The 23,452-nt window shown below is 61.7% G+C and carries 25 protein-coding genes and 1 tRNA gene; 9 read left to right on the top strand and 17 right to left on the bottom strand.

The window, feature by feature from the left end:
- Nucleotides 1-7: 7 nt before the first annotated feature.
- Nucleotides 8-202: a lipoprotein gene (locus QTL96_RS29480; protein ID WP_289730241.1), complete on the bottom strand. Its 195-nt coding sequence runs from the start codon at nt 200-202 to the stop codon at nt 8-10.
- Nucleotides 203-338: 136 nt separating this feature from the next.
- Nucleotides 339-1,739: an argininosuccinate lyase gene (gene argH / locus QTL96_RS29475; RefSeq protein WP_113011858.1), complete on the bottom strand. Its 1,401-nt coding sequence runs from the start codon at nt 1,737-1,739 to the stop codon at nt 339-341.
- 42 nt (nt 1,740-1,781) lie between these two features.
- Here argH and QTL96_RS29470 point away from each other — a divergent pair, with 42 nt between their 5' ends.
- The 3 genes from QTL96_RS29470 to QTL96_RS29460 all read left to right on the top strand — a co-directional run bounded on the left by QTL96_RS29470 (nt 1,782) and on the right by QTL96_RS29460 (nt 5,923).
- The gene (locus QTL96_RS29470; protein WP_112983163.1) at nt 1,782-2,444 is read left to right on the top strand and encodes a TlpA disulfide reductase family protein; all 663 of its coding nucleotides are present in this window, start codon (nt 1,782-1,784) and stop codon (nt 2,442-2,444) included.
- Nucleotides 2,445-2,532: 88 nt separating this feature from the next.
- Nucleotides 2,533-3,399 carry a type IIL restriction-modification enzyme MmeI gene (locus QTL96_RS29465; protein WP_289730240.1) on the top strand — a complete coding sequence of 289 codons (867 nt, stop codon included), beginning with the start codon at nt 2,533-2,535 and terminating at the stop codon, nt 3,397-3,399.
- Nucleotides 3,368-5,923 (top strand): DNA methyltransferase, encoded by a 2,556-nt coding sequence (locus QTL96_RS29460; RefSeq protein ID WP_289730239.1) that lies wholly within the window; start codon nt 3,368-3,370, stop codon nt 5,921-5,923. Before QTL96_RS29465 ends, QTL96_RS29460 begins: the two co-directional genes overlap by 32 nt.
- A gap of 11 nt (nt 5,924-5,934) precedes the next feature.
- Here QTL96_RS29460 and QTL96_RS29455 read toward each other — a convergent pair whose 3' ends face one another.
- The 7 genes from QTL96_RS29455 to QTL96_RS29425 form a co-directional block, all read right to left on the bottom strand.
- Entirely contained in the window at nt 5,935-6,816 is an 882-nt protein-coding gene (locus tag QTL96_RS29455; RefSeq protein WP_026283550.1) for a 3-hydroxybutyryl-CoA dehydrogenase, read from the bottom strand.
- A gap of 187 nt (nt 6,817-7,003) precedes the next feature.
- Nucleotides 7,004-7,933 (bottom strand): electron transfer flavoprotein subunit alpha/FixB family protein, encoded by a 930-nt coding sequence (locus QTL96_RS29450; protein WP_289730238.1) that lies wholly within the window; start codon nt 7,931-7,933, stop codon nt 7,004-7,006.
- A gap of 23 nt (nt 7,934-7,956) precedes the next feature.
- Nucleotides 7,957-8,703, bottom strand: coding sequence for an electron transfer flavoprotein subunit beta/FixA family protein (locus tag QTL96_RS29445; RefSeq protein ID WP_289730237.1), 747 nt, complete (start codon nt 8,701-8,703; stop codon nt 7,957-7,959).
- Nucleotides 8,704-8,876: 173 nt separating this feature from the next.
- Nucleotides 8,877-9,662, bottom strand: a complete 786-nt coding sequence (locus QTL96_RS29440; protein WP_289730236.1) for a rhomboid family intramembrane serine protease — start codon at nt 9,660-9,662, stop codon at nt 8,877-8,879.
- A 42-nt stretch (nt 9,663-9,704) separates the two neighbouring features.
- The gene (locus QTL96_RS29435) at nt 9,705-10,283 is read right to left on the bottom strand and encodes a cob(I)yrinic acid a,c-diamide adenosyltransferase (RefSeq protein ID WP_112941401.1); all 579 of its coding nucleotides are present in this window, start codon (nt 10,281-10,283) and stop codon (nt 9,705-9,707) included.
- A 22-nt stretch (nt 10,284-10,305) separates the two neighbouring features.
- Complete coding sequence (locus QTL96_RS29430; protein WP_018901506.1) at nt 10,306-10,509, bottom strand: twin transmembrane helix small protein; 204 nt, start codon at nt 10,507-10,509, stop codon at nt 10,306-10,308.
- A gap of 15 nt (nt 10,510-10,524) precedes the next feature.
- On the bottom strand, nt 10,525-11,358 hold the full coding sequence (locus tag QTL96_RS29425; RefSeq protein WP_289730235.1) for an SDR family oxidoreductase: 834 nt from the start codon (nt 11,356-11,358) through the stop codon (nt 10,525-10,527).
- A 77-nt stretch (nt 11,359-11,435) separates the two neighbouring features.
- Here QTL96_RS29425 and QTL96_RS29420 point away from each other — a divergent pair, with 77 nt between their 5' ends.
- Entirely contained in the window at nt 11,436-12,368 is a 933-nt protein-coding gene (locus QTL96_RS29420) for a YihY/virulence factor BrkB family protein (protein ID WP_289730234.1), read from the top strand.
- Here QTL96_RS29420 and gluQRS read toward each other — a convergent pair.
- Complete coding sequence (gluQRS, locus tag QTL96_RS29415) at nt 12,315-13,196, bottom strand: tRNA glutamyl-Q(34) synthetase GluQRS (RefSeq protein WP_289730233.1); 882 nt, start codon at nt 13,194-13,196, stop codon at nt 12,315-12,317. The genes QTL96_RS29420 and gluQRS overlap by 54 nt on opposite strands.
- Between gluQRS and QTL96_RS29410 the strand changes: the two genes are divergently transcribed.
- Both QTL96_RS29410 and QTL96_RS29405 read left to right on the top strand, forming a co-directional pair.
- Nucleotides 13,195-13,881, top strand: coding sequence for a DNA-3-methyladenine glycosylase (locus tag QTL96_RS29410; RefSeq protein ID WP_289730232.1), 687 nt, complete (start codon nt 13,195-13,197; stop codon nt 13,879-13,881). The genes gluQRS and QTL96_RS29410 overlap by 2 nt on opposite strands.
- A 111-nt stretch (nt 13,882-13,992) precedes the next feature.
- Nucleotides 13,993-14,550 (top strand): HNH endonuclease, encoded by a 558-nt coding sequence (locus QTL96_RS29405; protein ID WP_018901511.1) that lies wholly within the window; start codon nt 13,993-13,995, stop codon nt 14,548-14,550.
- Between the two features lie 80 nt (nt 14,551-14,630).
- Here the strand turns inward: QTL96_RS29405 and QTL96_RS29400 are convergent, their stop codons facing one another.
- The 3 genes from QTL96_RS29400 to QTL96_RS29390 all read right to left on the bottom strand — a co-directional run bounded on the left by QTL96_RS29400 (nt 14,631) and on the right by QTL96_RS29390 (nt 17,657).
- On the bottom strand, nt 14,631-15,137 hold the full coding sequence (locus QTL96_RS29400) for a disulfide bond formation protein B (RefSeq protein WP_018901512.1): 507 nt from the start codon (nt 15,135-15,137) through the stop codon (nt 14,631-14,633).
- A 42-nt stretch (nt 15,138-15,179) separates the two neighbouring features.
- Complete coding sequence (locus QTL96_RS29395; protein WP_018901513.1) at nt 15,180-15,776, bottom strand: YqaA family protein; 597 nt, start codon at nt 15,774-15,776, stop codon at nt 15,180-15,182.
- A 138-nt stretch (nt 15,777-15,914) separates the two neighbouring features.
- Entirely contained in the window at nt 15,915-17,657 is a 1,743-nt protein-coding gene (locus QTL96_RS29390) for a cation:proton antiporter (RefSeq protein ID WP_289730231.1), read from the bottom strand.
- A gap of 218 nt (nt 17,658-17,875) precedes the next feature.
- Here QTL96_RS29390 and QTL96_RS29385 point away from each other — a divergent pair, with 218 nt between their 5' ends.
- Together QTL96_RS29385 and QTL96_RS29380 are read left to right on the top strand one after the other, a co-directional pair.
- Nucleotides 17,876-18,475, top strand: a complete 600-nt coding sequence (locus tag QTL96_RS29385; protein ID WP_289730230.1) for a hypothetical protein — start codon at nt 17,876-17,878, stop codon at nt 18,473-18,475.
- On the top strand, nt 18,465-19,202 hold the full coding sequence (locus QTL96_RS29380; RefSeq protein ID WP_113235398.1) for a hypothetical protein: 738 nt from the start codon (nt 18,465-18,467) through the stop codon (nt 19,200-19,202). Before QTL96_RS29385 ends, QTL96_RS29380 begins: the two co-directional genes overlap by 11 nt.
- A gap of 55 nt (nt 19,203-19,257) precedes the next feature.
- Here QTL96_RS29380 and QTL96_RS29375 read toward each other — a convergent pair.
- Together QTL96_RS29375 and QTL96_RS29370 are read right to left on the bottom strand one after the other, a co-directional pair.
- Nucleotides 19,258-19,342, bottom strand: a tRNA-Leu gene (locus QTL96_RS29375).
- Nucleotides 19,343-19,463: 121 nt separating this feature from the next.
- Nucleotides 19,464-20,762 (bottom strand): MFS transporter, encoded by a 1,299-nt coding sequence (locus tag QTL96_RS29370; protein ID WP_289730229.1) that lies wholly within the window; start codon nt 20,760-20,762, stop codon nt 19,464-19,466.
- 125 nt (nt 20,763-20,887) lie between these two features.
- Between QTL96_RS29370 and QTL96_RS29365 the strand changes: the two genes are divergently transcribed.
- Entirely contained in the window at nt 20,888-21,463 is a 576-nt protein-coding gene (locus QTL96_RS29365; protein ID WP_289730228.1) for a TetR/AcrR family transcriptional regulator, read from the top strand.
- Here the strand turns inward: QTL96_RS29365 and QTL96_RS29360 are convergent.
- Together QTL96_RS29360 and QTL96_RS29355 are read right to left on the bottom strand one after the other, a co-directional pair.
- A complete protein-coding gene (locus tag QTL96_RS29360) occupies nt 21,460-22,254 on the bottom strand; it encodes a class I SAM-dependent methyltransferase (protein ID WP_289730227.1) in 795 nt (264 codons plus the stop codon). The two genes, QTL96_RS29365 and QTL96_RS29360, sit on opposite strands and share 4 nt — an antisense overlap.
- A gap of 75 nt (nt 22,255-22,329) precedes the next feature.
- Nucleotides 22,330-23,310 (bottom strand): aldo/keto reductase, encoded by a 981-nt coding sequence (locus tag QTL96_RS29355; protein WP_289730226.1) that lies wholly within the window; start codon nt 23,308-23,310, stop codon nt 22,330-22,332.
- Nucleotides 23,311-23,452 lie beyond the last annotated feature (142 nt).

Genomic DNA, 23,452 nt, shown 5'->3' with positions numbered 1-23,452 from the left:
TCGCCTGTTACAGAAGAGGATCGAGGAAGAAGTGGCGGTCCTTGACACCGGGCTGCTGCGTCGGTTTGGACGAGTCGCCCTCCTTCGTTGCCCGCACGCTCGGCGGATCGAGGTCGCCCTTGCGCCCGCATCCGGCGACGGCAAGGCCGATCACGGCAAAAACGACCGTCAGGCGGATGATCTGCGGGAAGCTGGTCTGCATGGAATTCCTCTTGGGAAGCGGCACGGATGGACACCTTCATAGCGAAGTTTATCCGCCTTGTGCACCCTGATTGTTGCGGTCTCGCGCTTTGCGAAATCGAAGGGGCGAAGCGGGTTGCGCTCCGCCCTTTTCGGGATCAGTTGCGGGCGCGCCAGTAGGCGATTTGCTTCCTGACTTCAGACGGCGCCGTGCCGCCGAAGCTCTTGCGGCTGGCGACCGATGCCTCGACCGTCAAGACGTCGTAGACCTTGTCCGTAATGGCGGCGTTGATCGCCTGCAGATCGGCGAGCGAGAGGTCGGAGAGATCGCAGCCCTTGCTTTCGGCCAGCGCCACGGCGCGGCCGGTCACATGGTGGGCGTCGCGGAAGGGCAGGCCCGCCTCGCGCACCAGCCAGTCGGCGAGGTCGGTCGCGGTGGAATAACCGGTGCCGGCGGCAGCCTTCATGCGCTCGGTGTTGATGGTGAGGTCGCGGACCATGCCGGTCATCGCGGCGATGGCGAGCTCCAGGCTTTCGGCGGCATCGAAGACCTGTTCCTTGTCTTCCTGCATGTCCTTGGAATAGGCGAGCGGCAGGCCCTTCATGATCGTGAGCAGTGCGATCAGCGAGCCGTTGATGCGGCCGGTCTTGGCGCGCACCAGTTCGGCCGCATCAGGGTTCTTCTTCTGCGGCATGATCGAGGAGCCGGTGGAGAAGGCGTCCGACAGGCGCACGAAGCCGAACTGCGGCGTCGACCAGATGACGATCTCTTCAGCCAGACGCGACAGGTGCATGGCGCAGATCGCGGCCAATGCCAGGAACTCGATGGCGAAATCGCGGTCGGAGACGGTGTCGATCGAATTGCGGGTCGGCTCGCGGAAGCCGAGCGCCTTGGCGGTCATGTGGCGGTCGATCGGATAGCCGGTGCCGGCAAGGGCCGCCGAGCCGATCGGGCTCTCGTCCAGATGCTCGATGGCGTGGCGCACGCGCGAGCGGTCGCGGCCGAACATTTCGACATAGGCCATGCAGTGATGGCCGAAGGTGACGGGCTGGGCGGTCTGCAGATGCGTGAAGCCGGGCATCACCGTATCGGCATGCTCTTCGGCGCGGTCGAGGAAGGCCGCGATCAGGCTGGTCAGCAGCTGTTCGGTCTTCTGCAGCTCTTCCTTCACCCAGAGGCGGAAATCGAGCGCCACTTGGTCGTTGCGCGAGCGGGCGGTGTGCAGGCGGCCGGCGGCGGGGCCGATCAGGGTCGCAAGGCGGGCTTCGACATTCATGTGAATGTCTTCCAGCTTGCGGGAGAATTCGAAATTGCCGCTCTCGATCTCTGACAGGATCGTGTTTAGCCCTTCGACGATCTTGTCCTTATCATCGGCCGAAATGATAGCCTGGTGGGCGAGCATGGTGGCGTGGGCGATCGATCCGCGAATATCCTGCGCAAACAGCTTCTTGTCGAAACCGATCGAGGCATTTATCTCCTCCATGATCGCATCTGGGCCGGAAGCGAAACGTCCGCCCCACATCTGGTTGGAGGATTTGGTGTCCGTGCTGTCGGCCATGAAAGATGCCTGCCTTGAAGAACGCGTGTCCGGGAGAATGAAATGACAACAAGAACGCCCTTGCGCCTGCCATCCCTGAAACTGATCGGGATCGCGGTCGTCGCAGGCATCATTGCCGGTGCGGCAGCGGTTTACATTAAGGAGACGGGGTCTGGCAATGGCGGCGCCGATATGGCGGCGGGCGAATGCAAGGCCACGAAGGACATCGCGACGCGCATCAAGCCGTTCCTGAAGGGCGAGGTGGCCGCCATGGTCGCGCCCGAACAGCCGGTCCGGATGACCTCGATCGCCTTCAAGGATGCCGAGGGCAAGCCGATGACGCTCGACCACTTCGCCGGCAAGACGGTGCTCTTCAATCTCTGGGCGACATGGTGCGTCCCCTGCCGCGAGGAAATGCCGGCGCTGAATGCTCTGGAGAAGGAACTCGGCAGCGACAAGTTCCAGGTGGTGCCCGTCAATATCGACACCGGCGATGACGAGAAGCCGAAGACGTTTCTGTCGGAGACGGGCGTCGATGCGCTGAAGCTTTACCGCGACGACACGATCGCGGTGTTCAACGGGTTGAAGAAGCAGGGGCTGGCGTTCGGTCTGCCGGTGACGCTGCTGATCGACGACAAGGGGTGCCTGATCTCGGCGATGAACGGGCCGGCGGCCTGGGATAGCGCGGATGCCAAGGCGCTGATTAAGGGGGCTGTGGGGATTTAGAGCTCGCTATCTCTTTTATAGATACGGACTGCTTGCGAGTTGAGCCCTACGTCGTAAAACAGGAATTGAACGCGGGGCAGAATCAGACATGCAATCGAAGGTCGATCTATTCATCAGCCGCTGGCAAGGCCAGGAAGGCGGCCAGGAGCGTGCAAACTATGCGCTGTTTCTGACGGAACTTTGCGATCTGCTTGATCTTCCGCACGCCGATCCGGCCTCGGCGAGCACCGAAAACAACAGCTATGTGTTTGAGCGAGCTGTCCGGGAGATCGGTCGCGACGGCTCGTCATCGACCAAACGCATTGACCTCTACAAGCAAAATTGCTTCGTACTGGAAGCCAAGCAAAGCCGGTTTTTCGGCGACAAGAAAGTGAGCGACGCGCCCCAGCTTCCCGGCATAGAGATCGCGCCCCGCGGCCGCCGCGCAAGCGCCAATCGATCCTGGGACGTGCTGATGATGAATGCCCGCGCTCAGGCGGAAAACTATGTTCGCCTGTTGCCAGTGTCGCATGAACCGCCGCCTTTCGTGCTTGTCTGCGATGTGGGACATTGTATCGAGGTCTATTCAAACTTCCGCCGCGATGGGAAGGCTTATGACCAGTTCCCTGATCGCCGTTCATTCCGTATCTATCTCGAAGATCTCCGCGATGATGATGTGCGTAGCCGGTTGCGGGCTATCTGGTCCGACCCGCTGTCACTCGATCCCTCCCGGCACGCAGCCAAGGTCTCGCGCGAAATCGCGGTGCGCATAGCCAAGGTTTCGCTGGCTTTGGAGGAGGCTGGTTACGCGGCTGAAGACGTCGCCATGTTCCTCATGCGGGTTCTTTTCACCATGTTCGCAGAGGATGTTGAGCTTCTGCCGGAGGATAGCTTCAAGAACCTGTTGCATGACTGCGTGCAGAAGCCAGGAAATTTTTCCTGGCATGATGGAAGATCTTTGGCGTGCTATGGATGAAGGTGGCTTCAGCGCGACCATCCGGGAGAAAGTCAAGAAGTTCAATGGCGCATTCTTCAAGAATCGTCGTGCGCTTAAGCTGGCCAAGGAAGAAATCGGCGAGCTTGCAGCAGCAGCAGGCTATAACTGGCGAGATGTCGAGCCGGCAATATTTGGTACCTTCCTGGAGCAGGCGCTTGATCCAACAGACCGCCGGAGACTAGGCGCGCACTACACGCCACGTGCTTACGTTGAACGTCTCGTTATTGCGACGGTCATCGATCCGCTGCGTGAAGAGTGGGATATCGCACGAAGCACGGCCGATCGACAGAAATCGGAAGGCAAGAGCGAAGCTGCCATCAAGACGGTGCAGGCTTATCACGACAAGCTCTGCAGTATTCGGGTGCTCGATCCAGCCTGTGGAACAGGCAATTTCCTCTACGTTTCGCTTGAGTTGATGAAGCGCCTGGAGGGCGAGGTACTGGAAGCCATCAACGACCTCGGTGGGCAGGAAGCATTCGCGCTCGACCGCCACACTGTCGATCCCCATCAGTTTCTTGGGATGGAGCTCAATCCACGTGCTGCCGTCATTGCCGAGTTGGTTCTCTGGATTGGCCATCTGCAGTGGCATTTCCGTAACCGGGGCATCGCGCCGTCCGAGCCGATTCTAAAAGCTTTCAAAAACATACAGTGCATGGATGCGGTGCTTTTGTGGGACGGTTATCCGATGCCGCAGGTGGTCGACCGCAAGGAGGTCTATCCAAATCCGCGACGGCCAAAATGGCCCGAAGCTGATTACATCGTTGGAAATCCGCCTTTCGTCGGCGGCAAGGACATCCGCGCTCGTATGGGCTCCGCATATGCCGAAGCGCTGTGGAAGGCGCATGGCCACATGAACGAGAGTGCCGATTTCGTCATGTACTGGTGGGATCGTGCGGCTGAAATTCTGCTGAAGTCGAAGAGCGAGCTAAAGCGCTTCGGCTTCGTCACCACCAATTCGATAAGCCAGGTGTTTCAGCGCCGGGTGATGGAGCCGTATCTTAAAGCGAAGAAGCCATTGTCGCTCGTCATGGCGGTCCCCGACCATCCATGGACAAAGGTGACACGGGATAGTGCCGCCGTGCGTATTGCCATGACTGTGGCCGAGGCGGGCAAGAGGGATGGGCTGTTGCTGGATGTGGTAGGGGAGGATGCGGTGGAGACTGATAGTCCGGTGATCCTGTTTGCGGACAAGCGCGGTCATATCAACTCGGATCTGACGATCGGGGTGGATGTAACAACGCCCCTTGCCCTTCAATCAAATACCCGCCTCAGCCTTCGGGGTATGACATACATGGGAGCAGGCTTCATCTTAGAGAAAAGCGAAGCCGAGTTTTTTAAAGATAAAGGCGAGGCATATTCGGGCGTCATCAGGCCATATCTTAGTGGTCGTGATCTAGTCAGTCGTCCGAGAGGAGTGCAAGCGATTGACTTGTTTGGTCTAGATTTGGACGATGTCAGAAGACGACTACCCATAATCTATCAGCATCTACTCGGAACCGTAAAGCCTATTAGGGATCGCGACAACAGGGCAGCATATCGGGAGAAATGGTGGATATTCGCCGAGCCACGACAGGAGTTGAGGCACTCGGTCGAACGGCTTACACGTTTCATTGCAACCAGTCAGACGGCGAAGCACAGGGTATTTCAGTTTCTTGATGGTACATGGCTTCCCGACCAGACGCTTGTGATCGTGGCCAGCGATTCAAGCTATATTCTTGGAACGCTTTCATCGTCGATCCATACTAGTTGGGCGCTTCGTGCTGGAGGCTGGCTCGGCGCGGGTAATGACCACCGATACTCCAATTCTCGCTGCTTCGACCCCTTCCCATTTCCTGCCGCAACTGACGAACAGAAGCACATAGTGGGCGCCATTGCCGAAGACATCAACGCCCATCGCAAGCGAGTGCTTGCCAATCACGCCCATCTCACTCTGACGGGCCTCTATAACGTGCTCGAACGACTGAAAGCCGGCGCGAAACCCCAGGACTTCGACGCAAAGGAGCGCCGCATCTTCGACGACGGGCTAGTGCTGATCTTGAAAGAGCTACACGAAAGGCTTGATGCTGCTGTGGTCGGGGCTTATGGCTGGCCGATCGATCTCGCGGAAGAGGAAATGCTAGCTCGCCTAGTGACCCTGAACCTTGAGCGCGCGAAAGAGGAAAAGCGGGGGCTCGTGCGCTGGCTGCGACCCGACTACCAGATCTCCCGCTTTGGCTCGGAGAAGGAAAAGGCCGAGCAGCTGGAGGCCGATCTCGGCGAGGCAGTATCTGCCAAGGCCGGAGCGCGGCCGAGCTTCCCGACCGACGAGCGCGATCAGACGCCAGCGGTGCTACACCATCTCATTGGTGCAGAAGAGCCGCTCGAGGCAGGGATCATCGCTGGACGCTTCAAACAAGGACAGAAAGTGCGCAAGTCCGTCGAGGCGGTACTGTTGTCACTTCACCGCATGGGTTTGATTTCGACAAGCGATAACCGACGGTTTACTTTCCGTCGCGCAATGTAAGAGGCAAAAACCTACCGCGTCGGAACCGGAACCTCACCGCGATAATCATAGAACCCACGGCCGGACTTCCGTCCAAGCCAGCCGGCTTCGACATACTTCACCAGCAGCGGGCACGGGCGGTACTTGCTGTCCGCCAGGCCGTCATGCAGCACCTGCATGATCGACAGGCAGGTGTCGAGGCCGATGAAGTCGGCGAGTTGCAGCGGGCCCATGGGGTGGTTGGCGCCGAGTTTCATGGCGGTGTCGATGGCATCGACGGTGCCGACGCCTTCGTAAAGCGTGTAGATCGCCTCGTTGATCATCGGCAGCAGGATACGGTTGACGATGAAGGCCGGGAAGTCTTCGGCGACCGTGACGGTCTTTTCAAGCGAGGCCACGAATTCGCGGGCCTTCTTGAAGGTGGTCTCTTCGGTGGCGATCCCGCGCACCAGTTCGACCAGCTTCATGACAGGCACCGGGTTCATGAAGTGGATGCCCATGAAGCGCTCGGGGCGGTCGGTGGCCGATGCCAGGCGGGTGATCGAAAGGGAAGAGGTGTTGGTGGCGATGATCGCTTCCGGCTTCAGGACCGGACAGACCGTGGCGTAGATCTTGCGCTTGACGCTTTCGTCCTCGGTCGCGGCCTCGATGACGAGGTCGGAGGAGGCGAGGTCGTTGATGTCGGCGGAGCCCGATATCAAGGAGAGCGTGCTCGAGCGCTCCTCGTCGGTCATCTTGCCGCTTGTGACGTGGCGGGCGAGGTTGCCGTTGATGGTGGCAAGGCCGCGCTCGATGCGATCCTGGGTGAGATCGTAGATGTGGACCTTGTAGCCTGCGCTAGCCGAAACCTGCGCGATGCCGCAACCCATCTGGCCCGCGCCGATAATTCCGATTGTCTTGAACACCGCAGTCATCTCCACACCCCTGCTCGGCCTTCGCCCCCGCGATTGCCGTACCTATTCAACAAAACTGCCGGACGAATGATCGCCCGGCAGCAGTAGTAGCCCCTAAAAAGATAATTTTCCAGTCGCTCGCATGTGCGAAAGATGACACGCGATCATGGAAGCCCGGCGCCGCATGCGAAACCGGACGTCCACCGACTTAGAGAGCCTTCTGCAGCTCGGGCAGGGCGTCGAAGAGATCGGCGACGAGGCCGAAATCGGCGACCTGGAAGATCGGTGCTTCCTCGTCCTTGTTGATCGCGACGATCACCTTCGAATCCTTCATGCCGGCCAGATGCTGAATGGCGCCGGAGATTCCGCAGGCGATGTAGAGATCGGGCGCGACCACCTTGCCGGTCTGTCCGACCTGCCAGTCGTTCGGCGCGTAGCCGGCATCGACGGCGGCGCGCGAGGCGCCGACGGCAGCACCGAGCTTGTCGGCAACCGGCAGGATGACTTCCTGGAACTTCTCCGAGGAACCGAGCGCGCGGCCGCCGGAGATGATGATCTTGGCCGATGTCAGTTCCGGGCGGTCGGAGGTCGACAGCGCGTCCTTGACGAAGGTCGACAGACCCGGATCGGACACGGCGGGGATCGCCTCGACCGAAGCCGAACCGCCTTCAGGGGCAGCGGCGAAGGACGCGGTGCGGACGGTGATGACCTTCTTGGCGTCGGTCGACTGCACCGTCTGGATGGCGTTGCCGGCATAGATCGGGCGCTTGAAGGTATCAGCGGAAACGACTTCGATGATCTCGGAGACCTGGGCGACGTCGAGCAGGGCGGCGACGCGCGGCAGCACGTTCTTGCCGACCGAGGTGGCGGCCGAGATGATGGTGTCGTAGCCGGCTGCCAGCGAAACGATCAGGTCGCCCAGCGGCTCGGCCAGATTGTTGGCGAGCTCGTCGCTTTCGGCGAGCAGAACCTTGGAGACGCCCGACAGCTTGGCGGCGGCATCGGCTGCGGGCTTGGCGCCCTTGCCGGCGACCAGCACATGCACGTCGCCACCAATCTTGGCGGCTGCCGCGAGCGTCTTGGCGGTCTGGTCGGAAAGGGTTGCGTTGTCGTGATCAGCCAGAAGAAGAATGGCCATGATGATATCTCCTTTCTCGAACCTTAGAGGACGCCAGCGGACTTGAGCTTTTCGACGAGCTCAGCGACCGATGCGACCTTGACGCCTGCCTTGCGGCCGGAGGGTTCTTCGGTCTTCAGGACCTTGAGCTTCGGCGCGGTGGAAACGCCGAAATCAGAAGGCGTCTTCTTGTCGAGCGGCTTCTTCTTCGCCTTCATGATGTTGGGCAGCGAAGCGTAGCGCGGCTCGTTGAGACGCAGGTCGGTGGTGACCACGGCGGGGAGCTTGACCTCGATGGTCTGCAGGCCGCCGTCGACTTCGCGGGTCACGGTTGCCTTGTTGTCACCGATCTCGATCTTCGAGGCGAAGGTGGCCTGTGCGGTGCCGAGCAGCGCTGCCAGCATCTGGCCGGTCTGGTTCGAGTCGTCATCGATCGCCTGCTTGCCGACGATGATAAGGCCCGGCTGTTCGGCGTCGGCGACGCCCTTCAGGATCTTGGCGACGGCGAGCGGCTCGACGGCATCGTCGGTCTCGACCAGAATGGCGCGGTCGGCACCCATGGCGAGCGCGGTGCGCAGCGTTTCTTCAGCCTTCGCGGGACCGATCGAGACCACGATCACTTCCTCGGCCTTGCCGGCTTCCTTCAGGCGAAGCGCCTCTTCCACCGAGATTTCGTCGAAGGGGTTCATCGACATCTTGATGTTGGCCAGTTCGACGCCCGTGCCATCCGGCTTCACGCGGATCTTCACGTTGTAATCAACCACCCGCTTTACTGGGACGAGAATCTTCATGTGGTCCTTCCTTCAACTCTTTCGCCAAGAAAATGCGCGTTTCCGCGCTGCTCCGATTGTCGAATGGCGACATGGATACGCGTTTTTCCTCCAAAGACAACGCTTCCATGACGCAGACAGGCAAATTCCATGGGGATTATATTGCCTTTACGTTCACGTCAATATTTTCGGCTTCATTTGTCCCAGGGCAAGCGCGGGCGTGGTGGCTGGCCGGGGACAGTGATCATGGCGGGATTGGGCGTTGGCCGGTCGCGCACGGCCTTGGGCGTCACCACCTCGCTGTCGAAGAGCGGCACCCCGCGCCGGCGCATGACGAGCACGAGAAGAGCGCCTGCGATGATGCCGCCGACATGGGCGCCCCAGGAGACGTTACCGTCAGGCTCGAGCGCCAGCATGACGAATTGCTGGCCGGTCCAGAGGATCAGCGGAACGAAGGCTGGAAGCGGCAGCGGCACGCGCATGAAGACCAGCACCCAGACCTTCACGCGAGGGTGCAGCATCAGATAGGCGGCGACGACGCCCGATATGGCGCCGGACGCGCCAATCAGCGGCGCCTGCGAGGTCATGCCGATCAAGCCGTGCACCAGCGCGCCGGAGATGGCGCAAAGGAGATAGAAGACGAGGAAGCGCAGATGGCCCATCGCATCCTCGACATTGTCGCCGAAGACCCAGAGGAACAGCATGTTGGAGGCGAGGTGCCAGAAGCCGGAATGGACGAAGGAATAGCTGACATAGGTCAGCGGCTCGGGCGTGATTGCGAGCGCCGGTTCGAGGTGGGCGTAGTGGAAGGCGACCGCCGGGATGTAGCCGAGGCCGACGAAGGCCGCTTTTGCTACCGATTCCGTGGCGATGACGCCGGTAAACAGCCAGACGACGATGTTGACCGCGATCAGCCCCATCGTCACCCATTGCAGCTTGATATGCTTCAGCGTGTTGGCATCGTGCAGCGGTATGAACATATGGGCCGGCGGTCCAGTTGCTTGATGTCGATCAGCTCAAGCCTAGCGGTTTTTTCCGGGAACCCAAAGCACATCCGCGTGGCCGCGATCGTTTGCATGGCGGGCGGCGACGAAGAGGAAATCGGAGAGGCGATTGACGTATTTGAGCGCGGCAGCGCTGACGATCTCGCCCTCGCTGCGCGACAGCGTCACCATCAGCCGTTCGGCCCTGCGGGTGATCGTGCGCGCCAGATGCAGGTGGGCTGCGGCGGAGTGGCCGCCCGGCAGCACGAAGGATTTGAGCGGCTGCAGATCGGCGTTCAGCTTGTCGATGTCGTTTTCGATGCGCGTCACCTGGCTTTCGACGATGCGCAGCGGCTCGTATTCCGGCGGCGTGCCGGTGTCGGGCGTGGCGAGATCGGCGCCGAGATCGAAGAGGTCGTTCTGGATCGACATCAGCATCGCATCGAGCTCGGGCATGCCCTGCATGTGAAGCCTCGCGATGCCGATCGCCGAATTGGCCTCGTCGATGGTGCCGAAGGCCTCGACTCGCAGATCGTCCTTCAGCCGGCGCGGGCCGGCGACCAGCCCGGTCGTGCCGTCGTCGCCCGTCTTGGTGTAGATCTTGTTGAGCTTGACCATGGCTGTCTCTCCTCCGCGTCTATTAGCTGGGGCGGCCGCCGCCGGTCAGCCAGAGCGTCAGCATGATCAGGAGCACGGCGACGGCCTGCAGCAACACGCGCAGCTGCATCAGCTTGTTGGACAGGTTGGCGTCGCCGCCCTTCATCATGTTGAACAGGCCACGGATCAGAACGATGGCGACAAGGCCCATCACGATGATGGCGAGAACGTAGACGACTGTTGACATTGGGTTTCCTCCTCCTCAATCGAACCTGCGCAGCAGCCGGTAGAAGAGGTCCGCGGGCAAGAGCTTTTTCAAGAACATGCCCTGCTTGGCCGGCCGCGTCACTGGGTAATGTGGTCGCGGGCGCGGGGCGTTCAATGCGTGCTTCAGGACATCGTAGACGGCCTCGGGGCCGAGCTTGTGGCGGTTGGCCGGGCCGGAGCCATCGAGCCTTGCCAGCTGGCGGCGGTAATCCACGGCATGGGCCGAGCCTCTGACATCGATGTGCTCGTTGATCTTCGCGAGCGAATTGGCGACGAAGCGCGAGGCGATCGGGCCGGGCTCGATCAGGCTGACATGAATGCCGCTGCCTTCGAGTTCCATGCGCATGGTGATGCTCAGCCCCTCAAGCGCGAATTTCGAGGCATTGTAGGCGCCGCGATAGCGGTAGGGAACGACGCCCAGAATCGACGAGCACTGGACGATGCGGCCGCGGCCGCGCTTGCGCATCAGCGGAATGATCTGCCGCGTCAGCTCGTGCCAGCCGAAGAAGTTGGTCTCGAACTGCTCGCGCAGCACGTCCGTCGTCAGGTCCTCGACGGCGCCCGGCTGGCCATAGGCGCCGTTGTTGAAAAGCGCGTCGATGCGGCCGCCGCTCAGCTCCGTGACCTCGCGGACGAAATCGGCGATCGAATCGGTGCTGGTGTAATCCATGCGGAAGGCTTCGATGCCGTCAGCCTGAAGCGGCGCCAGGTCGTCGAACTTTCTGACGGTCGCAAGGACCCGCCAGCCGTTGGCCTTCAACGCACGGGCACAATAAGCACCGATCCCGGACGAACATCCGGTAATGATGATAGTGCGTTGATCCGACATGGAATGATTCCTGTACAAACTAGGACTCGTTTCCCATATTCGATCGGGCGACACAATGAGGAATGCCGGGAGCCGGAATGCTGAAACTTTTTCGCATCTTGTATGATGTGCTTTACGATGCGATCTGGCATTTCCTTGAAGATGACGGCTTCGCCATGGCAAGCCATGTCGCGCTTTCCACGCTGCTTGCTGTCTTCCCATTCCTGATTTTCGGCACCGCGCTTGCCAATTTCCTCGGCGCAGACCAGTTCTCGATGACCGCCGTGCATCTCGTCTTCGACACGTGGCCGGAAGCGATCGCCAAGCCGCTCGCCGATCAGGTGCTGCTGGTCTTGACCGTGCCGCGCGGCGGGCTGTTGACGATCTCGGTGCTGGCGGCCGCCTACTTCGCCTCCAACGGGGTCGAGGCGCTGCGCATCTCGCTCAACCGCGCCTACCGCGTGCAGGAAACGCGGCCGTGGTATTTCACCCGTCTCGCCAGCCTCGGCTTCGTGATGATCGCGGTGACGATCTTCGCGGCGATCAGCATCCTGCTCGTGGCGGTGCCGCTGGCGCTCGATTATGCCCGGCAATGGTTTCCGCTGTTCGCCGACACGCTCGACATCGTCTTCAACTGGCGTATTTACGGCACACTGTTCGTGCTGACGGTCGGTCTTCTGGTCGTGCATCTGTGGCTTCCGGCTGGACGGCGGCGGGTGTTCGATGTCGTGCCGGGCGTGCTTCTGACGCTGATCCTGTGGTTCATCGGCGCGCTGATCTTCGCCTATTATCTCGCGACCTTCGCCAACTACGCCGCCACCTATGCCGGTCTGGCATCGGTGATGATCGTGCTGATCTTTCTCTACATGATCGGGGTGATTTTCATCATCGGCGCAGAGCTCAACGCCGCACTTCTGAAATTCCGAGTGCGGGCGATCTTCTCGCACAATTTCCTGAGCGGCCAGGGCCAGAAGCCGTCAAAGCCCGACGAGGTGGCGAATATCGTGCGCCGGGACGCCACGGGCTCGTAGCTCCGAGAGGCCGGTATCGCCGCTGCTTTTCGAGAGCTTGCGACCGGCCGCGTCGGTGACGAGGCGATGGTGATGATAGGTCGGTGCCGGTAGATCGAGCAGCGTCTGCAGGACGCGATGCACCGAGGTTGCGTGGAAGAGATCGAGACCGCGCACGACATGGGTGACCGCTTGCCGCGCGTCGTCGACCACCACGGAGAGATGATAGCTCGACGGTGCGTCGGAGCGCGACAGCACGACATCGCCCCAGGATGAGCGGTCGGCGGCGATGATGCCCCGGTTGCCGTCGCCGGTCTCCTGCCAGGAGAGCGGTTCGCCGATCGTCTCGAGCGCCTGTGCCATGTCCAGCCGCCAGGCGTGTTTCAGGCCGGAGGACAACATCGCCTGCCGCTCGGCGGGGGGGCGGTCGCGATCATCAGTGGGGTAGAGCGGCGAGCCATCGGGATCGCGCGGCCACGCGACGCCTTGTGCCTCCGATGCCGCGACCCTGGCCTTGACCTCGCCACGGGTGAGGAAGGCGGGGTAGGCGAGGCCGCGGTCGATCAGGTCGATCAATGCTGTCTGATAAGCGTCGAAATGCTCCGACTGCCGGCGCACCGGCTCTTCCCATTCGATGCCGAGCCATTCGAGATCGGTGTAAATGCCCGCTTCGAATTCGGGTGTGCAGCGGGTGAGATCTATGTCTTCGATGCGCAGCAGGAAGCGCCCGTCGGCTGCGTCGGCCATGTCGCGGTTCAGGAAGGCCGAGAGCGCATGGCCGAGATGCAGCGGGCCGTTGGGGCTCGGGGCAAAACGGAAGACGGGCTTTTGACGGGGAATCGCGATCATGCTTTCTTCTGCCACGGATTTTGGAAGATCGCGAGGAAGCGTGCATATCATTCGCAACGACGGGGACGTGGCCGAGGGACTGGCCGAACTCATCATCATCGACCCGCGTCTCTTCTCGATCGCCGCCGATGCCGGTCCGCTGCCCTTGCGGCTGAGGGAGCCGGGCTTCGAAGGGCTGGCGCATATCATCGTGTCACAGATGGTGTCGCGGGCGAGTGCCGAGGCGATCTGGCGGCGGATGCGGCCTGATGATGCCGTGCTGACGGCCGAGGCCTATGCCAGCCTGCATCCGGAGGCATGGCGCGAGGTCGGCCTGTCGCGCGCCAAGGCGGAGACGCTGACACGGATCGCCGAGGCTGTCGCGTCCGGCGGGCTCGACCTGCAGGCGCTGTCAGGCCTGCCGCCAGAGGAGGCGTTGGCGGCGCTGACGGCGCTGAAGGGCGTCGGGCCGTGGACGGCGGAGGTCTATCTGATGTTTTGCGGCGGCCATGCCGACGTCTTTCCATCCGGCGACGTGGCGTTGCAGAACGCGGTGGCGGCGGCCTTCGGCCTGGATGCGCGGCCAGGGGCGCGACAGCTGGCCACACTGGCGGCGGAGTGGGCACCGTGGAGATCGGTGGCGGCGCGGCTTTTCTGGGCGTATTATGCAGCGAAACTGGGCCGCGGCCTGGTTCCGGTCGGCTGAACGGCAACACATACAAATGCCATTGTGTGGCTTGAATTTATTGGACTTCACAATGCCGTCACAACCGGCCTAATATAAGAGTGCAGATGCCGAATCGATCAGGAGAGTGCCTTGACGATTGCTGTTTCACCTCAGGCCCTGCCAGCGCTCGTTCTGAACGCTGACTATCGGCCGCTGAGTTATTATCCCTTGTCGCTCTGGTCCTGGCAGGACGCGATCAAGGCGGTCTTCCTTGACCGTGTGAATATCATCGCGGAATATGAACATTCGGTCTCCTCGCCGAGCTATTCGATGCGGCTTCCGAGCGTCGTGTGCCTGAAAACCTATGTGCAGCCTTCGCGCAATCCGGCTTTCACGCGCTTCAACGTGTTCCTTCGCGACAAGTTCGAGTGCCAGTATTGCGGCGATCATAACGACCTGACCTTCGATCACGTCATTCCGCGCGCCCATGGCGGCGAAACGACGTGGCAGAATGTCGTGGCGGCCTGCTCTCCCTGCAATCTCAGAAAGGGCAGCAAGCTCCCGAAGCAGGCAGGCATGTTCCCGCACCAGAAGCCCTACCAGCCGACCGTGCAGGACCTGCACAACAATGGCCGGCTCTTCCCGCCGAACTATCTGCACGATAGCTGGCTCGACTATCTCTACTGGGATAGCGAACTGCAGCCCTGATCCCAGTCCGGCCCGTTTCCGGGCAGGACTGCTTCACGCTTCGATGGATCAGCCCGACTTGGTCAGGCCGACGTTGTTGGTCAGGCAGACTTGCGCACGCCGATAAAGGCGAAGGCGGCGAGGATGAGGCTTGCGATCACGTTCCAGCCAGCCATGGACAGGCCAGCGACGCGCAGTGCCGCTTCCGTGCAGGACGGCCCCTTGATGGTGTTGAGTTCCGTCAGGAGATCGCCGGCGTTCTGCGTCATGCTGCTGGCGCTGGTCGAGCAGGCGGTAGGGCCAGCCCAGAAGTGCCATTCGACACCGGCGTGATAGACGCCCATGCCGGCGCCAACGATCATCAGCAGGCCACCGGCGAGCAGGAAGGTGCGACCGATCCAGTTGGGCAGGCCGAGCGCCGACGTGATGGCGCCGATGATGACCAGCGGGATGCCATAATAATAGGGCTGGCGCTGCATCAGGCAGAGCTCGCAGGGAATATAGCCGCCGATATACTGGAAGCCGAGCGCGGAGCCGATGACCACGGCCATGCCGATCGCCAGCACGATAGAGTAAATGAAGGTGGGACGGCGGACAGAGAAAGTCATGCGGGGGCTCCGGGCAAATGGCGCATGGGGATTAGTGGATAATCAGTGGGCAAGCAGCTTGTAGCCGACACCTGCCACGATCAGCACGCCGGCGACGATCGCGGTGATCTGGCCGAGGCGCTTTTCGATGAAGTGGCGGATCGGTTCGCCATAGCGGCGCAGCAGCCAGGCGAGGAACAGGAAGCGCGCGCCACGGGCGATGATGGCCGAGATGATGAAGAAGCCGAGGTTCATGTGAATGACGCCGGCGAGAATGGTGACGATCTTGATCGGCGGCAGATGCGCGAGACCCGAGGTCACCAGCAACAGCAGCAGGATTTCCCATTCGTCGTGGATGTAGGTTCGCATCTGCTCGAAGGCATCGAGCTTGCCGTAGAATTCGAGCACCGGGCGGGCGATCGTGTCATAGGCATAATAGCCAAGAGCCCAACCGGCGATGCCGCCGAGCACGGAGGCGACGGTCGCCACCAGCGCGTAGCGATAGGCGCGCTCGGGCTTGGCAAGCGCCATGGGCAAATAAAGGACATCGGCCGGAACGAGAAAGACGGAGCTTTCGACGAAGGCGATAACGGCAAGCCAGACTTCGGCCGATTTGCGAGATGCCAGCGACATGGTCCAGTCGTACAATCTGCGAAGCATTCCGGTCCTTTCAGGTTGCGTGCATGAGCTTTATGGGCCTGATATCGGCCTGTAAATGGCTGCTGTGTCAGTCATGCGGCAGTGCGATAAAAAACTCTTCGTGATCGCGCGAGGGGATTATGCCGTGATCGCGCCGGATCAGGAGGCGATACCAGGGGAAGGGACGCGCTTCTGGCGCATGACGTTCATCTCGGTGCGCTCGCGCGCCATCTCGCTGACCATCTGGCGCAACGCCGGATGTTTCGCCGTGAACATGTTGAAATCACGCCGTTCCAGCACGAAGAAATGGCAGAAATCGACGGCGACCACATCGGCGTTGCGGCGTCCACCGCTGAGCAGCGCCATCTCGCCGAAGAAGGCACCGGGTTCGAGCCTTATCGCATCATCAGGCAGCTGCACCTCGACGGCGCCCGCCGACAGGAAATACATGCCGCCGCCGCGATCGCCCTTGCGCATGACGCGCTCGCCCGGGAGCGCCGATTTCGGGCGGAACAGCAGGAGCAGCTCCTCCTGCGAGTTCTCGTCGACATTGGCGAAGAGCGGGAAGGTTTCGCTGAGCTCACGCATCTCCAGCTGGTGCTGGTGTTCGCGCGCTTCGGTGATGGCGCGGATCTTGTCGAGCTCGTCGTTCAGCAGGTCGAAATTGGCGTGCCCGTGGCGGGCGCTTTGCGGCCAGCGGCGCTGGATATAGCCATGCAGCGCTTCGGCGCCGGCGCAGACGATGGGGTTGAGCGTGATCGAGATGATGGCGCTCGCCAAGATGATGTCCTGTCCGTCGGTCGGCAGCAGGCCGAGCGTGACGCCAAGGCCGGCCAGGATGAACGAGAATTCGCCGATCTGTGCCAGCCCGCCTGCCACCGTCAGGCCCATGCCGATGGGATAGCGCAGCAGCGTGACGACGACGAAGGAGATCACCCCCTTGCCGACGATGATCAGAAGCAGGGCGGAGAGAACGCCGAGCGGCTGGCGCAGAAGGATTGACGGATCGAACAGCATGCCGACGGACACGAAGAACAGCACCGAAAACGCGTTCTGCAGCGGCAGGGAATCGGCGGCCGCGCGATGGCTGAGGCTGGATTCGCTCATGACCACGCCGGCGAAGAAGGCGCCGAGCGCGAAAGACACGCCGAAGATCTGCGCCGAGCCGAAGGCGATGCCGAGCGCCAGCGCCAGTACCGTCAGCGTGAAGAGCTCGCGCGAGCCGGTGCGGGCGACGCGGATCAGCAGCCAGGGCACGACCTTGGGGCCGAGGAAGATCGCCATGGCGGCGAAGGCGCCGACCTGCAGGAGCGTCAGCGCGATGGTGAGCGGCAGCGGCATGCCCGCGCCATGCGCGCCTGATGGCGCGTGGCCGCCGAGCAGCTCGGCCAAGGCCGGCAAAAGCACCAGCGCCAGCACCATGGCCAGATCTTCAACGATCAGCCAGCCAACGGCGACGCGGCCGCTGGCGGCATTCACCAGATTTCGCTCCTCAAGCGCCTTCAGGAGCACGACGGTGCTCGCGACCGAGAGGCTGAGACCGAAGACGATGCCGGCGCCGAGGCTCCAGCCCCACCATTCCGCCAGCCCGACGCCCAGCAGCGTCGCGACCAGGATCTGCACGATCGCGCCTGGAATAGCGACGCCGCGTACGGCAAGCAGGTCACGCGCCGAGAAATGCAGCCCGACGCCGAACATCAGGAGGATCACGCCGATCTCGGCCAGCTGGCTCGCAAGCCCGGTATCGGCCACAAAACCCGGCGTGATCGGCCCCATCAAAATCCCGGCCAGCAAATAGCCCACCAGCGGCGGCAGCTGCAGGCGATCGGCAAGATAGCCAAGGATCGCCGCGAACCCGAAACTGACGGCAATGGTGGCAATGAGGGGGACGTCGTGATGCACGCTTATGTGTTCTCCTTTTGGGAGCCGGCACTTTGACCGATGTGCGGGGGAAATTAAACTGCTGATTTAAATTGAGACGGCAATATCGGCGGTGATGGCTGCCACCACCATGCCAAGGTCCAAATATCGTGAAGCGGCACTCTTGACACCAATATCGCGAGTAACGGAGATTTGGTTCTAAACGAAGGCGTGTAAATCGTTGCTGTCCGGGAGGTTTGGTGAGTTCTTCTCGTCCGCCCAAATTGGAAGCTTGGCAGGCAATCGTCGCCGAACCAAAGAACATCTTCGGTTGGCCCGCATGGTCCGATGGGGCCATGTATCGTGAAAGCCGGAAACAAGCTACTGACGCCGGGAGGCTTCCTTTGATCTCCGATATGGCGTCGCGATCCGAGATGATCATCACGGTTTCCGATCGCAACGATATTGCGCTGGAAGACATTCGCATTCGAATCGGCGTGTGGCGTAATCGACCTATGGAAGATGTCACGGCAACTTTTGAGATATATGACGCAGTTCGGTGGGTGTGCGTAAGCCGGATCGACTTTGCACCAACCGCGCCGCATGCGAACAGACACTGGCGACGATTTCATCTACCGCCGGAAATTAACGGTTCTCATATCCACACATGCGAGGATAATGCCAGGATCGGAGCCGATGCATTCCTTCCCGCAAGCAATTTGCCAAATGCTTGGGCGCTGGATAAGGAACCACAGTCTTTCCGGGAAATCTGGGCAGTGATCGGGGCGCATTTCAACATTTCCGGCCTTGATGATTTGCCTGCACCTGAATGGAATGGGAGCCTGCGATATGATCGATAGAATCTCGATAAACGCGATTGCCGAAGAGGTGTCCCGCGCGCTCTCCTATTCCCGTGGCGGAAACGAGGGGGCAATGGTGGTCACGCCGCTGCTATATCCGGGCGGCGCTCGCGTCGTGCTGCGCTTCCAGGAAAGCGAAGATGGATACTTCGTCTCGGACCTGGGGGCGGGACGGCGCGAAGCCGACCTCATGGACGGAAGCACCGTTTTCACGAGAATAGCCAAGGCGGCCGCAGAGCGCTTTGGCGTCAGATTCGACAGCGATATGGTCTTCGATATCGAGGTTCCCCGCGAAGCGCTGGTTTCCGCGGCAATCGCGGTTGCCAACGCGTCGAAGGAAGCTGTCGATCACACGGCGGCGCGGATATCCGAAAAGCGTGCGATGGACCAGCGATATGAGCTTTGGTCGCGGTTGACGGCGGCTTTTCCTCAAGCGCATGTCGAGCGCGAAGTCATGGTTCGAGGTGCAAGTTCGCCCTGGAATTTTGATGCCATGATTGAGATCGGCGGACACACGTCGTTGTTCGATCTGGTCGTGCCTCATGCGTCGTCCGTGCACGCCGCAGTGTCGAAATTCCTCGACATCAAGGATCTCGGTGAGCAATCGCCGGTACGGGTCGCTGTCATTACAGACAGCGAAAACACGCCGCATCTGCCGCTGCTTGGACGGACGGCGAAGATCATCCAGCTGGATGCCGCGATCGAAACGTTCAAGCGCGCGGCTTGAAAATACAACAGCGATGATGGCGATTCGCGCAGACGTCAGGTCTGTAGCAGTCCAGTGGTGCCCCATGCCGGAGTCGAACCAGCACTTCTTTCGAAACTCGATTTTGAGTCGAGCGCGTCTACCAATTCCGCCAATGGGGCAACGGATACCGACGAGGCGGGTGTCTAGCATGCGTTTGACTGATGGCGCAAGACGGGGATGCGGGTATCGGGCTGATTTCGTGGGGCTTCCGGCCGAATGGGCTCGGCCGGAAGGATGTCTTCAGTGGGCGACGGAGACGGCCGGGGTGGGGAGGCCGGATTTCTTGATCGTGATCGCCAGGATGGAGGCGAGCAGGCAGAAGGCGCCGGCGATGAAGAAGGCGGGCAGGTAGCTCTGCAGCTCGGTGCGCGACAGGCCCGCACCATAAGCAGCAGTGGCGGCGCCCAGCTGGTGGCCGGTGAAGACCCAGCCGAAGACGATGCCGACCTTCTCCTTGCCGAAGCGTTCGGCGGCGAGCTTTACCGTCGGCGGCACGGTGGCGATCCAGTCCAGCCCGTAGAAGACGGCGAAGATCGACAGGCCGTAGAAGGAGAAATCGCTGAACGGCAGGAAGAGCAGCGATAGTCCGCGCAGGCCGTAATACCAGAAGAGCAGCCAGCGATTGTCGAAACGGTCCGACAGCCAGCCGGAGCCGATCGTGCCGAAGAAATCGAAGATGCCCATGACGGCGAGCACGCTCGCGGCGGCCACCGGCAGGATGCCGAAATCACCGCAGAGCGTGACGAAATGTGTCTGGATCAGGCCATTCGTGCTCAGGCCGCAGATGAAGAAGGTGGCAAACAGGATCCAGAAGGTCGAGGTCTTCGAGACTTCCTTGAGGACGACGATCGGGGCTGCGAGCATGGTGAGCAGGCCGCCCGTTTGCGCAGGCGGAGGGGTGACGCGGTCCTCTCCGAAGGAGGGGAGGTTGAGATCCGACGGGCGGTCGCGCATGAAGGCGAGCACGACCAGCGCCGCGAAAAGGATCATGCCGCAGACGAAGAAGACGGTGGCGCGCCAGCCGTAGCTCTCCGTCAGCTGCGCCATCAAGGGCAGGAAGACCAGCTGGCCGGTGGCGGAGCTCGCAGACAGCATGCCGACGACGAGGCCGCGATGCTTGGTGAACCAGCGGGCCGAGACGGTGGCGGCGAGCACCATGGCGGTGAGGCCGGTGCCGAGGCCGACGACGATGCCCCAGAGCAGCAGCAACTGCCAGATCTCGGTCATGAACAGCGAGCCGACGAAGCCGCTTGAGATCAGGATCATGGCGAAGACGATGACCTTGCGGACGCCGAAATAATTCATGAAGGCGGCCGAGAAGGGTCCCATCAGGCCGAAAAGCAGCAGGCGGACGGCGAGCGCCGACGAGATCTGCGAGGTCTCCCAGCCGAACTCGTCCTGCAGCGGCTTGATCAGCACGCCCGGCGCGCCCATGGCGCCTGCGGTGACCAGCATGGTGAGAAAGGTGGTGGCGACGACGACCCATCCGTAGTGGATGTTGCGCCGCGCCAGCGTGGAGGCAAGTGCGGTGGAGACCATGGGGCTATTCCGTATGATGTTGCCGGAGGCTAATACAAATGCTTAGATGATGGTCATCATCATTGTTGATTATTGATGATGCGCGTCATATAAATTGTCAAGCGGTGTTTTTTAGGAGCCTTTTTATGCGTGTCAGCCGAGAGAAATTCGCGGAAAACCGGGAGAAGATCCTCGGTGTCGCGGGCGTGCTGTTTCGCGAGAAGGGGTTCGAATCGACGGGCGTGGCCGAGATCATGAAGGCCGCGGGGCTGACCCATGGCGGCTTCTACGGGCATTTCCAGTCGAAGGAAGATCTGGCGCTCGAGGTCAGCCGGGCGCTGATCGAGCGGGTGAAGTTCCGCTGGAACGAGATCATAGCAGGCGCCCCTGACGCGCCGCTCGATGCGCTCCTCAATCATTATCTCTCGCGTTGCAGCGTCGACGATCCCGGCGGCAGCTGCGTCTTCGCCTCGCTGGTGCAGGAGGTCAGTCGCAGCCAAGGTGCCGTGCGCTCGACCTTCAATGACGGGCTGTCGGCGCTGGTCGATATACTCTCCGAGATCGTGCCCGGTGATAGCGCGCAAGAGCGCCGCGCCAAGGGGTTCACGACGCTGTCGGCGATGATGGGTGCCGTCATTCTGGCGCGCGCGGTGGAGAGCCGGGAGCTATCTGACAATTTCCTGTTCACGACGCGCGACGCTCTTTCGCCGGCTAATAATTAGCCGCGACGGGCGATCAGGCCGCTGATCTCGACCGTCTCGGCAAAGCGGCCATCTGGCGAAAGCCTTGCCAGGGCGGCGCGGAGCTCGGTCTTGAACGCTTCCGCCTTGTCTCCCAGCGTTTCCGGCGAGGTGACCGAGGTCGAGAAGGCGCGGCCGATGATGTCGTCCGCGGTCAGCTGGCGTTCGCTGATAATGCCGATCCGCTCGAGATGGCTGAAGAGCGATTGCAGCAGGACCGTTTCATGCGCGACCCAATCCGGGCCCTTGCGGCGCTCGCGGTCGGCGTTGCGGTCCGGCGCGAAGGTTTCCGACAGCGCGTTGACGGCGGCGCGCCAATCGGGCGTGGAGGCTATGTGGCGATCGCCGAAGAGCACGACGCAACCGTCGTCGACGGTGATCGCGTCGAGTGCCGTGAGTGTCGCCGGACGGTCCATCCAGTGGAAGGAGCGGCCCATGACGGTCATCTTCAGCGGCGCAAGCGACGCGCCGAGATCGTAGGACGAGCCCTGGACGAAATCGACGGTGACACCGGCCAAATCGGCATCGGCGCGTGCCGTCTCCAGCATCTCCGGTTCGGGGTCGATGCCGGTGACCTTTGCGCCTGTCATGCGGGCGAAGGCGATGCCGAGCTGGCCGGGGCCGCAGCCGAGGTCGAGCAGGCGTTCGCCTGTCTGCAGGCCGGCGCGCTCTACGACGCGGGCAATCAGCTCGTCCGGATAGGGCACGCGGTAGCGGGTGTAATAGGCGGCCGTCGAGCGGAAGCGGCGGGCCTCGAAGGGGATGACGGTCATGGTGATATCCTCAAGGGGCGATATCTTGAAGTGGACACCCGGCTGCCTCCGGGGGCAGCCGGGTGTCCGGGGACCTTACTTGAAGCCCTCGACGCGGTGCGGCACGTAGGGCTCTTCCAGCGCAGCGATATCCTCGGCCGAGAGCTTGACCGAGAGAGCGCCGACGGCGTCGTCGATATGACCGGATTTCGAGGCGCCGATGATCGGGGCGGTAACGGCGCTTTTCTGCAGGATCCAGGCGGTGGCGATCTGGGCGCGGGAGACGCCGTGCTTCTTGGCGAGATCGCCGACCTTGCCGATGATCGCGCGGTCCGCGTCCTCGGCCTGCTGGTAGAGCGTCTTGCCGAACTCGTCGGTCTCGCTGCGGGCGGTCTTTTCGTCATAGTCGCGGGTCAGGCGGCCGCGCGCCAGCGGGCTCCAGGGGATGACGGCGATCTTCTGGTCTTGGCAGAAGGGCAGCATCTCGCGCTCTTCTTCGCGGTAGAGCAGGTTCAGGTGGTCCTGCATGCTGACGAATGGCGTCCAGCCATTGGCCCTTGAGGTGTAGATCATCTTGGCGAACTGCCAGGCATGCATGGACGAAGCGCCGATGTAGCGCGCCTTGCCTGCCTTCACGACATCATGCAGCGCCTCCAGCGTCTCCTCGATCGGCGTCGTCGGATCGAAGCGGTGGATCTGGTAGAGGTCAACATAATCGGTGCCGAGGCGCTTCAGGCTGTTGTCGATCTCGTCGAAGATCGCCTTGCGCGACAGGCCTGCGCCGTTCGGGCCTAGGCGCATGCGGTTGAAGACCTTGGTGGCGAGCACGATCTCGTCGCGCCGCGAAAAATCCCTGATCGCACGGCCGACGATTTCCTCGGACGAGCCGTCGGAATAGGTGTTGGCGGTGTCGAGGAAATTGATGCCGGCTTCGAGCGCCTGCCTGATCAGCGCCCGGCTCGGCTCCTCGGCCTGCGTCCAGCTGTGATTGCCGCGGCCGGGCTCGCCGAAGGTCATGCAGCCCAGGCAGATCTTCGAAACTTCGAGGCCGGTGCCGCCGAATTTGACGTATTCCATGAAATCGCTCCGTGATGAGAAAAGAAACCCTGGCGCTACCCCTATCTAGGGCGGTACCCGCCAGATTGGCAGCGGCTGCAGCAAACAACCACGCGTTCCCTGGGGTGGGAAGGGCGATCCGGGCTTCACGCTTGCGTGAGCC

Source organism: Rhizobium sp. S163 (assembly GCF_030380805.1).
GTDB lineage: Bacteria > Pseudomonadota > Alphaproteobacteria > Rhizobiales > Rhizobiaceae > Rhizobium.
The sequence above is the reverse complement of the archived record's forward strand: the minus strand, read 5'-3'. Positions and strand labels throughout refer to the sequence as shown.

What these genes read in the sequence shown, in the direction of transcription:
- QTL96_RS29480 (WP_289730241.1), bottom strand. Translation starts at nt 202, where the DNA reads ATGCAGACCAGCTTCCCGCAGATCATCCGCCTGACGGTCGTTTTTGCC.
- argH (WP_113011858.1), bottom strand. Translation starts at nt 1,739, where the DNA reads ATGGCCGACAGCACGGACACCAAATCCTCCAACCAGATGTGGGGCGGA.
- QTL96_RS29470 (WP_112983163.1), top strand. Translation starts at nt 1,782, where the DNA reads ATGACAACAAGAACGCCCTTGCGCCTGCCATCCCTGAAACTGATCGGG.
- QTL96_RS29465 (WP_289730240.1), top strand. Translation starts at nt 2,533, where the DNA reads ATGCAATCGAAGGTCGATCTATTCATCAGCCGCTGGCAAGGCCAGGAA.
- QTL96_RS29460 (WP_289730239.1), top strand. Translation starts at nt 3,368, where the DNA reads ATGATGGAAGATCTTTGGCGTGCTATGGATGAAGGTGGCTTCAGCGCG.
- QTL96_RS29455 (WP_026283550.1), bottom strand. Translation starts at nt 6,816, where the DNA reads ATGACTGCGGTGTTCAAGACAATCGGAATTATCGGCGCGGGCCAGATG.
- QTL96_RS29450 (WP_289730238.1), bottom strand. Translation starts at nt 7,933, where the DNA reads ATGGCCATTCTTCTTCTGGCTGATCACGACAACGCAACCCTTTCCGAC.
- QTL96_RS29445 (WP_289730237.1), bottom strand. Translation starts at nt 8,703, where the DNA reads ATGAAGATTCTCGTCCCAGTAAAGCGGGTGGTTGATTACAACGTGAAG.
- QTL96_RS29440 (WP_289730236.1), bottom strand. Translation starts at nt 9,662, where the DNA reads ATGTTCATACCGCTGCACGATGCCAACACGCTGAAGCATATCAAGCTG.
- QTL96_RS29435 (WP_112941401.1), bottom strand. Translation starts at nt 10,283, where the DNA reads ATGGTCAAGCTCAACAAGATCTACACCAAGACGGGCGACGACGGCACG.
- QTL96_RS29430 (WP_018901506.1), bottom strand. Translation starts at nt 10,509, where the DNA reads ATGTCAACAGTCGTCTACGTTCTCGCCATCATCGTGATGGGCCTTGTC.
- QTL96_RS29425 (WP_289730235.1), bottom strand. Translation starts at nt 11,358, where the DNA reads ATGTCGGATCAACGCACTATCATCATTACCGGATGTTCGTCCGGGATC.
- QTL96_RS29420 (WP_289730234.1), top strand. Translation starts at nt 11,436, where the DNA reads ATGCTGAAACTTTTTCGCATCTTGTATGATGTGCTTTACGATGCGATC.
- QTL96_RS29410 (WP_289730232.1), top strand. Translation starts at nt 13,195, where the DNA reads ATGCTTTCTTCTGCCACGGATTTTGGAAGATCGCGAGGAAGCGTGCAT.
- gluQRS (WP_289730233.1), bottom strand. Translation starts at nt 13,196, where the DNA reads ATGATCGCGATTCCCCGTCAAAAGCCCGTCTTCCGTTTTGCCCCGAGC.
- QTL96_RS29400 (WP_018901512.1), bottom strand. Translation starts at nt 15,137, where the DNA reads ATGACTTTCTCTGTCCGCCGTCCCACCTTCATTTACTCTATCGTGCTG.
- QTL96_RS29395 (WP_018901513.1), bottom strand. Translation starts at nt 15,776, where the DNA reads ATGCTTCGCAGATTGTACGACTGGACCATGTCGCTGGCATCTCGCAAA.
- QTL96_RS29380 (WP_113235398.1), top strand. Translation starts at nt 18,465, where the DNA reads ATGATCGATAGAATCTCGATAAACGCGATTGCCGAAGAGGTGTCCCGC.
- QTL96_RS29370 (WP_289730229.1), bottom strand. Translation starts at nt 20,762, where the DNA reads ATGGTCTCCACCGCACTTGCCTCCACGCTGGCGCGGCGCAACATCCAC.
- QTL96_RS29365 (WP_289730228.1), top strand. Translation starts at nt 20,888, where the DNA reads ATGCGTGTCAGCCGAGAGAAATTCGCGGAAAACCGGGAGAAGATCCTC.
- QTL96_RS29360 (WP_289730227.1), bottom strand. Translation starts at nt 22,254, where the DNA reads ATGACCGTCATCCCCTTCGAGGCCCGCCGCTTCCGCTCGACGGCCGCC.
- QTL96_RS29355 (WP_289730226.1), bottom strand. Translation starts at nt 23,310, where the DNA reads ATGGAATACGTCAAATTCGGCGGCACCGGCCTCGAAGTTTCGAAGATC.